Below are 11,280 nucleotides of genomic sequence, written 5' to 3'. Positions count from 1 at the left end.
GCGTAGAACCTATAGAAGCGGCCACACCCGCGATCCGGCCGGTATCCAACCCAATTTTCCGGCCACAAGCGCCCGACACGGGTTTGGTAGCGGGCATGGCCCGCTCCTACACATACGCGCCCACCATGCACCACAACGTTACCGAAGCGCACCGCAAGCGCGCACGAAATACCCTATCCGTTACCGTTTCGCCCCGTCCCATTCCGTCATTCCCACCCCGCCTTCCTACGCCTACCGCTCTACCCCGGCCAGTTCCGATCATTTCGCCAGCATTGGCACGGCAACTGCTTAACTGCATGCATGGATAATTGGATCCAAAAATCCACGAGGAAACACCCCATGCGCCTGGTACCCGCTGCCCGCCCGCCGATGAGCGCCGAAGACGAGGCCTACGACTATCTCCTCCAGGCCATCTGCACCGGCCGCTACAAGACCGGCGACCGCCTGGTGGCCGAGGACATCGCCAGCGACATCGGCATGAGCCGCATGCCCGTGCGTGGTGCCTTCAAGCGCCTGGACGCCGAGGGCCTGGTGACCCTGCGACCCAATCGCGGTGCCATCGTCAGCGGCCTGAACATCGAGGAAATGCGCGAAGTCTTCGAGATGCGCAGCGCCCTCGAAGGCCTGGCCATCCGCCTCGCCGTGCCACAACTCACCGACCGCGACCTGTCCCGCCTCGAACGCATGCTCGACGAAATGGACGACTACCGCGACGACAGCGCCGGGTGGGTCAGCCGCCACCGCGCCTTCCACGAATACCTCTGCAGCCTTTCCGGACGTCCGCGCCTGCAACGGCAGATCACCGCGCTCTACTCCGTGATCGAGCCGCACATGCGCCTGTGGCTGCAGCACGTCGACAAGCCCATGAGCGCCCGCGAGGAACACGCGGTGATCCTCGACGCCCTGCGCTCGGGCGATGCCCGCGAAGCCGAGCGGGTGATCTGCGACCACATCGAGGGAACCATCCCGTCCCTGGCGAAATTCCTCGAGGCGCAAGCCACCTGAGGCGCCATCCACCAACGCGCAATCCACCCAAACGAAATCCACGAAGCCGATCCACGAAGAAGAGAATCGAAGCAACGGGCGCCTAGACCCGTACTTCTGTGTCCCTGAACTGCCCCTGGCAACCCCACCCCGGAGAGCAACATGTTCGAACGCAGGATCCCGCAATGCCTTCTCGCCCTTTGCCTGGCCGCCCCCCTGGCGCATGCCGATGTGAAGATTCCCGACCGCTTGCAGAACGCCAACAAGGTCACCTTCTGCGGCGGCATGGACTCCCCGCCCATGGGCTTCTATGACGCCAACCAGAAGCTCACCGGCGTCACCATCGACCTGGGCGAAGCCATCGCCAAGCGCCTGGGCGACAAGAAGATCGACTGGCGCATCACGCCCTTCTCCGGGCTGATCCCGGCGCTGCTCGCCGGTCAGTGCGACATGCTTGTCGACCAACTGTTCGACAAGCCCGAGCGGCGCGAAGTGATCGACATGGTCAACTACATGTACTCCAGCCAGGCCGTGGTCGTCGGCAAGGGCAACCCCGAGGGCATTCACACCCTGGACGATCTCTCCGGCAAGAAGGTCGCGGTGCTCAACGGTTCAACCATCCGTACCCTGCTCGAGGCCCACAACGAGAAGCTGGCAAAGGCCGGCAAGCCGCCGATGAAAGTGGTGGTCTACAACACCGACACCGACGCCTTCCAGTCCCTGCGCATCCGCCAGACCGACGCCTACGGCACCACCGTGGAAACCGCCGGTTACTACCAGAGCACCGCGCCGGACCTGTTCGAGATCGGCGTGCCGGCCTTCGCGCGCATCCTTACCGGCCTGGGCATCCGCAAGGAAGACAAGCAGCTGAGCGAAGCCGTCACCCAGATCATCAAGGACATGCAGGCCGACGGCAGCTACGCCGCGCTCCTGGCCAAGTGGCATATCGAAGGCGACAAACTGGACTGAGGTAACGAGACATGAACTTCAGTTGGGACGTGTTCTGGCAGTACCTGCTGCGACCGAGCGATATCTACCTCTACGGCCTGTGGCTGACCTGCGTGATCGCCGTCAGCGCCATGCTCCTGGGCTGCGTGCTCGGGCTGCTGGCGGCGCTGATGCGCCTGTCGACCAATCCGCTGCTGCAATACCCGGTGCGTTTCTACGTGTGGCTGATGCGCGGCACGCCGCTGCTGGTGCAGATCGTCTTCCTCTACACCGCGCTGGCTGCTGGCGGGATCTTCCGCTTCGAGGACCTGGACCTGGGGTTGTTCATCCTGCCGGGCAATATCCAGGCCGCGATCATCGCCCTGGGCCTCAACGAAGGCGCGTACATGGCCGAGATCATCCGCGCCGGTATCGGTGCGGTGGACAAGGGCCAGTACGAGGCCGGCAAATCCCTCGGCATGACCTTCCCCAAGCTGATGCGCCGCATCGTGCTGCCGCAGGCCTTCCGGGTGATCGTTCCGCCGCTGGGCAACGAGTTCAACGTGATGCTGAAGAACACCACGCTGGTCAGCGTGATCGGCGTACAGGAACTGTTGCTGAGCACCCAGATGGTCACCTCGGCGACCTTCCGCGTGTTCGAGCTGTACCTGGTCGTGGCGATCTACTTCCTCGCCCTGACCACCCTGTGGGGCTTCTTCCAGCGCTGGCTGGAAGTGCGCTTCGGCAAATCCGATGGCCAGCCAGCCGCCTCGAACCGCCTGTTCGGCCGGCAGGCGATGAAACTGCTGAGGGGGCGTTGAGATGATCCCGGACATGAAAGACGTGGTAATCCAGGCCCGCGACGTGCACAAGGCCTTCGGCGAACTGGAAATCCTCAAGGGCGTTTCCCTGGAAGTACGCCGGGGCGAAGTGGTGGTGCTGATCGGCGCCTCGGGCTCGGGCAAGACCACCTTCATCCGCTGCATGAACCACCTGGAAGACATCCAGGGCGGCAGCATTCGCGTCAACGGCGAGCTGATGGGCTACCGCGAACGCCCGGACGGCAAGCTGGTGCGCGACTCGGAAAGCAACATCGCCCGGCGTCGCCGCGACATCGGCATGGTCTTCCAGCGCTTCAACCTGTTCCCGCACATGACCGTGCTGGAGAACATCATCGAAGCGCCGACCCAGGTGCTCGGTGTGCCCAAGGGCGAGGCGCTGGACCAGGCCCGCCGTCTACTGGCACGGGTGCGCCTGTCGGACAAGGCCGAGCACTACCCCGGCCAGCTCTCAGGCGGCCAGCAGCAGCGCGTGGCCATTGCCCGCGCCCTGGCGATGAAGCCCCAGGCCATGCTCTTCGACGAACCCACCAGCGCGCTGGACCCGGAAACCGTGGGCGAAGTGCTGCAGGTGATGAAGGAGCTGGCCGACGAAGGCATGACCATGGTGGTCGTCACCCACGAGATGGGCTTCGCCCGCGAAGTGGCCGACCGCGTGGTGGTCCTGCACCAGGGCGAGCTCATCGAAGAAGGCCCGCCCGCGCAGGTCTTCGGCAATCCGCACCACCCGCGCACGCGGGAATTCCTCAGCCGCGTTCTCTGAAGATAAGGACAAGTCATGCGTAAACGCGTTCTGTTCGCCAGCACTCTCACCCTCCTCGCCTGCGCCACCGCCGCCCAGGCCGACGACAAGCTGGTGCGCTTCTACAACTGGTCCGACTACATGGGCCCGGACACCCTGAAGAACTTCGAGAAGGACACCGGCATCAAGGTCCAGTACGACGTCTTCGACACCAACGAAATGCTAGAGGCCAAGTTGCTCTCCGGTCACTCGGGCTACGACCTGGTGGTGCCGTCGAGCCAGTTCCTCACCAAGCAGATCAACGCCGGCGTCTACCAGAAACTCGACCGCGCCCAACTGCCCAACTGGAAGCACCTCGACCCGCGCCTGATGAAGCGCCTGGAAGCCGCCGACCCGGGCAACCAGTACGCCGTGCCCTACATGTGGGGCACCGTGGGCATCGGCTACAACTACGACAAGGTCAAGGCCGCCCTCGGCGACAACGCTCCGCTGGATTCCTGGGACCTGATCTTCAAGCCGGAAAACCTTGCCAAGCTGCATGGCTGCGGCGTGGCCTTCCTCGACGCACCGGTGAAGATCATCCCGCAGGCGCTGCACTACCTGGGCCTGGACCCGAACAGCACCAACCCCGAGGACTACACCAAGGCCTCCGCACTGTTGCAGAAGCTGCGTCCGTCGATCACCTACTTCAACTCCTCGAAGTACACCACTGACCTGGCCAACGGCGACATCTGCGTGGCGGTCGGCTACTCGGGCGACGTGATGCAGGCGCAGAGCCGCGCCCAGGAAGCCGGCAAGAAGATCGACGTGCGCTACGTGATCCCCAAGGAAGGCGCCAACCTCTGGTTCGACATGCTCGCCATCCCGCGCGACTCGAAGAACCCCAAGGGCGCCCACGAGCTGGTGAACTACCTGCTGCGCCCGGAAGTGATCGCCCCGGTCAGCGACTACGTCGGCTACGCCAACCCCAACCCCGACGCCACCCCGCTGCTCGATCCGAAAGTCCGTGACAACCCCGGCATCTACCCCAGCGACGCGGTGATCGAGAAGCTCTACGTCTCCGCCGACCTGCCGCCGAAAATCCAGCGCGTGATCACCCGCGAATGGACCCGTATCAAGACTGACCGCTGAACCGAAGAGAGTTTTCCATGCTGAGCTTCTCTGCCCACGAGTACCCCTACGCCTCCCAGCGCCAGAGCGTGTTCGCCCGTAACGGCATGGTCGCCGCCTCGCAGCCCCTGGCTGCCGAGGCCGGCATTGCCATGCTGCGCGCCGGCGGCAACGCCATCGACGCCGCCATCGCCACCGCCGCCGCGCTGACGGTGGTGGAACCCACCGGCTGCGCCATCGGCGGCGACGCCTTCGCCCTGGTCTGGGTCAAGGACCAGTTGCACGGCCTCGACGCCAGCGGCCATGCGCCCGCCTCCCTTTCCATCGACAAGGTAAAAGCCGCCGGGCACGACAAGATGCCGGTACACGGGTGGCTGCCGGTCACCGTGCCGGGCATCCCCTCGGCCTGGGCCGAGCTGTCCGCGCGCTTCGGCAAACTGCCCTTCGCCGACCTGCTGCAACCGGCCATCGCCCTCGCCCGTGACGGCTTCCCGGTGTCCCCGGTGGTTGCCTACCAGTGGGAAATCGCCCGCCAGGAATACCAGCAAAGCCGCGCCGCCGTGCCGGCCCTGGAAGCCTGGTTCGACACCTTCACCCTTGACGGTAAAGCCCCCCGTGCCGGCCAGCTGTTCCGCAACCCGGCCCAGGCAAAAACGCTCGCAGAACTGGCCGAGACGAAGTGCGAAAGCTTCTACCGTGGCGCCATCGCCGAGCGTCTGGCCGCCCACTCCGCCGCCACCGGTGGCGAGTTGAGCGCCGCTGACCTGGCCGGCTACAAACCCAAGTGGGTCGAGCCGATCAAGACCAATTACCGTGGCTATGACGTCTGGGAAATCCCGCCGGCCGGCCAGGGCCTGATCGCCCTGATGACCCTGAACATCCTCCAGGGCTACGACTTCGACCAGCGCGACAGCCAGCTCACCTGGCACCGCCAGCTCGAAGCCATGAAGAAGGCCTACGCCGATGGCCTGCACTACATCACCGACGCCGAGCACATGCGCGTCAGCACTGCCGCGCTGCTCTCCGAAGACTATGCCGCGCGCCGTCGCGGCGAGATCGGCGAACATGCCGCCGAGCCGAAACACGGCGACCCGCTCTCCAGCGGGACCGTGTACATCGCCACCGCCGACGGCGAAGGCAACATGGTCTCGTTCATCCAGAGCGCGTACCACGGATTCGGCTCTGGCGTGGTGCTGCCCGACAGCGGCATCGGCCTGCAGAACCGTGGCTCGGAGTTCAGCCTCGACCCGGCGCACTCCAACGCCCTGGCGCCGGGCAAGAAGACCTTCCACACCATCATCCCCGGCTTCCTCAGCAAGGACGGCGTGGCGGTCGGCCCGTTCGGCGTGATGGGCGGCTACATGCAGCCCCAGGGCCACGTGCAGATGGTGATGAACCTGGTGGACTTCGGCCTCAACCCCCAGGCCGCGTTGGACGCCCCGCGCTGGCAATGGCTGGGCGGCATGAAGGTCGGCATCGAGCAGCACGCCAACCGCGACCTCGCCTTCGGCCTCGCCCGGCGCGGCCACGAAGTGGAGATCGCCTGCGACCTCACCGACTACGGGCGCGGCCAGATCATCGTCCGCGATCCTGAAACCGGCGTACTCTGCGGCGGCACCGAACCGCGCGCGGATTCACATATCGCGGTGTGCTGAGGAGAAAGCCATGCATGCTCGTGACCTGAACCTTTCACCACTGATACTGGGCGGTAACGTGTTCGGCTGGACGGTGGACGAAGCGATGTCGCGACGCCTGCTGGACGCGGCGTTCGACGCGGGGCTGAGCAGTATCGATACTGCGGATATGTACTCAGTCTGGGTGCCGGGTCACGAGGGCGGCGAGTCGGAGGCCATCATCGGCCGCTGGCTCGCCAGCCAGCCGGGGCGCCGCACTGAGGTGACGCTGTGCACCAAGGTCGGCGCCGAACTCTCGGTACAGCGGCGCGGGCTGTCGTGCCGCTGGATCCTGCAGGGTGTCGAGGACTCCCTGCGGCGCCTGAACACCGACTACATCGACCTGTACTTCAGCCATTACCCCGATGACAGCACGCCCCACGAAGAAACCCTGCGCACCTACGAAGACTTGATCGCCTCGGGGAAGGTACGCGCCATCGGTGCGTCCAATTTCAGCCGACAACAACTGCAGGCAGCCGAAGCCACTTCACGTAGCAACGGCCTCCCTGCGTATTCCGCACTGCAGGTCCAGTACAACCTCTACGACCGCGCGGGCCACGAAACGGAAACCGCAGCCATCGCCGCCGAACACGGCAACGTCGTGGTGACCTATTTCAGCCTCGCCTCGGGCTTTCTCACCGGCAAGTACCGCGCCCCCGGCGACCTCGCAGGTAGCGCCCGTGGCGAAGACCTGGAGGGCTACTTTGATACCCGCGGATTGAAGATTCTCGCGGCGCTGGGCCAGGTCGCCGAAGAAACCCACTCGACGCCGGCGGAGGTCGCGCTCGCCTGGCTCCGCCAGCAGCCAGGCATCGCCGCCCCCATCGCCAGTGCCACCAATGAACGCCAGCTCGCCAGCCTGGTAAGGGCTACCCGGTTGAGCCTTTCCGCCCCCCAGCTGACAACCCTCGACCTAGCTAGCCGGGCAGGCTGACAAGCTACTGCATGCCATCCTTCAAGGGGGCTTGTGAGCAGAGCGCAGCAACCCTTATCATGAGAAGCATTCTCAAATGATAAAAATTCCGCCATGCCCCCGGTCGATGCTCCCCTCCATGCCGCCGTTAGCGAGCTTTACCAGCACCATCACGGCTGGCTGCAAGGCTGGCTACGCCGTCGCCTGGACTGCCACGAACAGGCAGCGGACCTGGCCCAGGACACTTTCACCCGCCTGCTCGGTTCACGCCGGGTGTTGGATGCACGCGAGCCGCGGGCTTACCTTACAACGATAGCCAAGGGGCTGATGATCAACTGGTTCCAACGCCAGTCGCTGGAACGCGCCTATCTCGAAGCCCTGGCCGGGCTTCCGGAAGAGCTGGCCCCCTCCCCCGAACAGCGCTACCTGGTGCTGGAAACCCTGCACGAGATCGACGCCCTGCTTGCTCGTCTGCCTGACCCGGTACGCCAGGCCTTCCTGTTGGCGCAGATCGAGGGGCTGAAATACGAGGCCATCGCCCAACGCCTGGGCGTGTCCCTTGGCTCGGTGAAGCGCTATATGCAGCAGGCCTTCCGTCATTGCCTGGAGTTGATGGAATGACTGCCGCCGAGCCCATCGCGCCTCGCATCCTCGACGAAGCGGCGGACTGGCTGGTGCGCCTGCAGCACGATGCCAGCGAGGAAACCCGCCGCGCCTGCGCCGACTGGCAACGGCAGAGTCCGCAGCACGCCCGCGCCTGGGACCGCGCCGAGCGCCTGCTGGGCCACCTTGGCAGCTTGCCTCCCGCTCTGGCCATGCCGACGCTGGGCCGAGAACGCACGCTGGACCGCCGCCGCGCCCTCAAGCAGCTTGCCGTGCTGCTGGCCGTCGCTCCGGTAGGCCTCGCTACCTGGCGCACACAACCCTGGCAGGATTGGCTGGCCGACCAGCACACCGCGGTGGGCGAGCAGCGCAAGCTGCCGCTGCCCGATGGCAGTCTGCTCACGTTGGACACTGACAGCGCCGTAGATATCGCCTTCACTCCCGCACAACGCCTGGTGCGGTTGCTGCGCGGCGAAATATTCCTCGATACCCGCGCGGACGGCCGCCCGTTCCTGGTCACCACCCGCGAAGGCCGGATGCAAACCGCCGAGGCACGCTTCAACGTACGCCAAGCCGACGGCGCGACCCGAGTTGCCGTGCAGCACGGGCGCGTGCAGGTGTCGCCGTTGCAAAGCTCCGGCCAGTGGCTGGGTGCCGGGGAGTCCGTACTGCTGACCGCGCAATCCATCACTGCCATGCCCAGCACGCCGAACCCGGATGCCTGGACCCACGGCATGCTGATGGCCGACCGCCTGCCCCTGCAGGCACTGCTGGGCGAGCTGAGCCGATATCGCCGCGGCGTGCTGCGCTGTGACCCTGCGGTGGCGCAACTGGCGGTGTCAGGGGCTTTCCCGCTGCTGGACAGCAACCTCGCGCTGTCGATGCTGCAGGCCACCTATCCCCTGCGAATCCGTCGGGTAACGGACTTCTGGATCACTCTGGCAGCCGCCTGAAGACAGGCACCGGGCGTTGATGCAAAGTATTTTCAAAAAGAAGTGAGACTTTTTCTCACTTCAGCTGGCAACAGGGGAACATCTCCCGACACGAAGCCCGCAGAGGCCCGAAGGTACCCCGTCCATGTCCAGCAGCAGACACGCACACCCCTCTTCACTTTCCCTGGCGGTACGCACCGCCCTCCTCTCCCTGGCGGTGGCCGTGGCGACGCCGGTGACGGCCGCGCCGGCAGCCAGCGAAGTACGCAGCTACAGTATTTCCCCCGGTCCACTGGGCCGCGCCCTGGCCTCGTTCGCCGCCGAGACCGGCGTGCACCTGTCCTTCGACCCGACGCTGACCGACGGCCTGCAGAGCCCCGGGCTCAAGGGTGACTATTCAACCCGCGGCGCCCTCGAGCGCCTGCTGCAAGGCAGCGGCCTGGAACTGGAGCAGCGCGGTGACGGCACCTTTACCCTGATTCGTTCACCCAGTCCCGATGCGTTGCAAATGCAGCCCTCTCTGATCACCGGGCAGGCTTCCGGCCCTGAAGACCTGCCTGCCGAGTATGCCGGTGGCCAGGTGGCGCGTGGCGGACGCCTCGGCCTGCTGGGCAACACCGACCTGATGGACGCGCCTTTCAGCATCACCAGCTATACCGAGCAGACCATCAATGACCAGCAGGCCCGGAGCGTCGCCGACGTACTGGCCAACGAACCTTCAGCGCAGATCGGCAGTGCGCGCACCAACCTCAACGAGGACTTCTCGCTGCGCGGCTTCCCGGTGGTCAGCGCCGACGTCGCGCTCAACGGCATGTACGGCCTGGCGCCGTTCTTCCGGGTACCGGTGGAGATGGCCGAGCGCGTGGAGGTGGTCAAGGGTCCGAGCACCATGCTCAACGGCATGCCGCCCAGCGGCAACGTCGGAGGCGCAGTGAACCTGGTAACCAAGCGCGCCGGTGCCGAACCGCTGAACCGGGTGACCCTGGAGTATCTGTCCGACTCGGTGTTCGGCACCCACCTGGATGTCGGCCGTCGCTTCGGCGAGGGCAAGGAATTAGGTGTGCGCTTCAATGGCGTGTACCGCAACGGCGACACCACGGTGGACAAGCAGGAACTGGAAGACAGCCTGGGTTCCCTCGGCCTGGACTACACCGGCGAGCGCCTGCGTCTGTCCGCCGACTACATCACCCAGCGCGAGGACCTCACCAACGTCGTCCGCCAGTTCAGCGTTGGCCCCGGTGTCACCAAGATTCCCCATGCACCGGACAACGACCTGAACTATCCCGGCTACGGCGATTCGGAGATGACCGACCGCACCCTGGTGTTCCGTGGTGAATACGACATCGCCGACTGGCTGACCGGCTACGCCGGCTATGGTGATCGCCGCAGCGAGATGGACGCCCTGGCCGGCAACCCGGTGCTGATGGGCAACCAGGGCGATTTCGTCTCCAGCCCGGCCTGGCAGGTCTACGACGTCGGCTCGCACTCCGCCGAGGCCGGCCTGCGCAGCACTTTCGACACCGGTCCGGTGCAGCACAAGCTGATTTTCGGCGCGACCCGCGTGGTGCAGAACTCGGACATCTTCTTCCTCTACACCGCCTTCCCGTCGCGCGCATCGAACCTCTACAACCCGGTCTACTCCGGCACGCCGAGCACGGACGATTATCCGAAGAACGTGCAGAAGTACACCGCCGCTACCCTCACCAGCTACGCGCTAGCCGACACTCTGTCGATCCTCGACGGCCGCGTCGAGCTGACTCTCGGCGCACGCAAGCAGCGGGTGGAATCGCAGAACTACGAAATGAACGTCGGCACCCCGGTAGGTGAAGGCTACGACGAGGAGAAGACCACGCCCATGGGTGGCATCGTGGTCAAGCCGTGGGAAAACATCTCGCTCTACGCCAATTACATCGAAGGCCTGAGCCCCGGTGAAACCGCGCCCATTGGCACCGTCAACGCCGGTGAAATGCTCACGCCCTACGTTTCCAAGCAGAAGGAAGTCGGCGTCAAGGGCGAGTGGGACGGTTTCGGCGCTACCCTGGCTGCGTTCGAGATCAAGCGCCCGAGCAGCGTCAACGACAACGGCCGCTTCACTCGTGGCGGCGAACAACGCAACCGCGGCCTGGAGCTGAGCCTGTTCGGCGAGGTAGCCAAGGGCGCGCGCCTGCTCGGCGGTGCTTCCTACACCCAGGCCAAGCTGACCAAGACCCAGGACGGCCAGTACGACGGCAACAACGGTATCGGCGTACCGCGCCGCCAGCTCAATCTGGGCGGTGAGTACGACATCACCCAGGTGCCGGGCCTGACTGTCACGGCCCGGACGATCTACACCAGCGAGCAGTACGTGGACCAGGCCAACGCCCTGAGCATTCCCGACTGGTGGCGCCTGGACCTGGGCGCGCGCTATCGCTTCGAGACCCTCGGCAAACCGGTAGTGCTACGCGCCAACCTGGATAACGTGTTCGACAAGGACTACTGGGGCACTTCCACCGCCGGGTACCTGTACCTGGGCGAGGGCCGCACGCTGCAGTTGTCCGCGAGCGTGGATTTCTAAATG

General features: G+C 65.3%; 10 protein-coding genes. All 10 read left to right on the top strand.

Annotated features, from left to right (window positions below; all coding sequences use genetic code 11):
* The first annotated feature begins 339 nt into the window (after positions 1-339).
* The 10 genes from RS899_RS09925 (at position 340) to RS899_RS09880 (ending at position 11,277) form a co-directional block, all read left to right on the top strand.
* On the top strand, positions 340-1,005 hold the full coding sequence (locus RS899_RS09925; RefSeq protein ID WP_138525715.1) for a GntR family transcriptional regulator: 666 nt from the start codon (positions 340-342) through the stop codon (positions 1,003-1,005).
* 141 nt (positions 1,006-1,146) lie between these two features.
* Positions 1,147-1,953 carry an ABC transporter substrate-binding protein gene (locus RS899_RS09920; protein ID WP_315809778.1) on the top strand — a complete coding sequence of 269 codons (807 nt, stop codon included), beginning with the start codon at positions 1,147-1,149 and terminating at the stop codon, positions 1,951-1,953.
* A gap of 11 nt (positions 1,954-1,964) precedes the next feature.
* A complete protein-coding gene (locus RS899_RS09915; protein WP_045207506.1) occupies positions 1,965-2,732 on the top strand; it encodes an amino acid ABC transporter permease in 768 nt (255 codons plus the stop codon).
* A 1-nt stretch (position 2,733) separates the two neighbouring features.
* A complete protein-coding gene (locus RS899_RS09910) occupies positions 2,734-3,513 on the top strand; it encodes an amino acid ABC transporter ATP-binding protein (RefSeq protein WP_138216802.1) in 780 nt (259 codons plus the stop codon).
* A gap of 15 nt (positions 3,514-3,528) precedes the next feature.
* Positions 3,529-4,623 carry a polyamine ABC transporter substrate-binding protein gene (locus tag RS899_RS09905; protein WP_138525713.1) on the top strand — a complete coding sequence of 365 codons (1,095 nt, stop codon included), beginning with the start codon at positions 3,529-3,531 and terminating at the stop codon, positions 4,621-4,623.
* Positions 4,624-4,640: 17 nt separating this feature from the next.
* Positions 4,641-6,257 carry a gamma-glutamyltransferase family protein gene (locus tag RS899_RS09900; RefSeq protein WP_315809777.1) on the top strand — a complete coding sequence of 539 codons (1,617 nt, stop codon included), beginning with the start codon at positions 4,641-4,643 and terminating at the stop codon, positions 6,255-6,257.
* 10 nt (positions 6,258-6,267) lie between these two features.
* The gene (locus RS899_RS09895) at positions 6,268-7,209 is read left to right on the top strand and encodes an aldo/keto reductase (RefSeq protein WP_315809776.1); all 942 of its coding nucleotides are present in this window, start codon (positions 6,268-6,270) and stop codon (positions 7,207-7,209) included.
* Positions 7,210-7,302: 93 nt separating this feature from the next.
* Complete coding sequence (locus RS899_RS09890) at positions 7,303-7,809, top strand: sigma-70 family RNA polymerase sigma factor (protein ID WP_138525710.1); 507 nt, start codon at positions 7,303-7,305, stop codon at positions 7,807-7,809.
* Positions 7,806-8,744: a FecR family protein gene (locus RS899_RS09885; protein ID WP_315809775.1), complete on the top strand. Its 939-nt coding sequence runs from the start codon at positions 7,806-7,808 to the stop codon at positions 8,742-8,744. Before RS899_RS09890 ends, RS899_RS09885 begins: the two co-directional genes overlap by 4 nt.
* A gap of 124 nt (positions 8,745-8,868) precedes the next feature.
* Positions 8,869-11,277, top strand: a complete 2,409-nt coding sequence (locus RS899_RS09880; RefSeq protein WP_315809774.1) for a TonB-dependent receptor — start codon at positions 8,869-8,871, stop codon at positions 11,275-11,277.
* The last annotated feature ends 3 nt before the right edge of the window (positions 11,278-11,280 follow it).

It is taken from the genome of Pseudomonas sp. C9-3, from assembly GCF_032392015.1.
Classification (GTDB): domain Bacteria; phylum Pseudomonadota; class Gammaproteobacteria; order Pseudomonadales; family Pseudomonadaceae; genus Pseudomonas; species Pseudomonas nitroreducens.
Note: the sequence above shows the minus strand (reverse complement) of the source record. Positions and strands in the feature narration are given on the sequence as shown.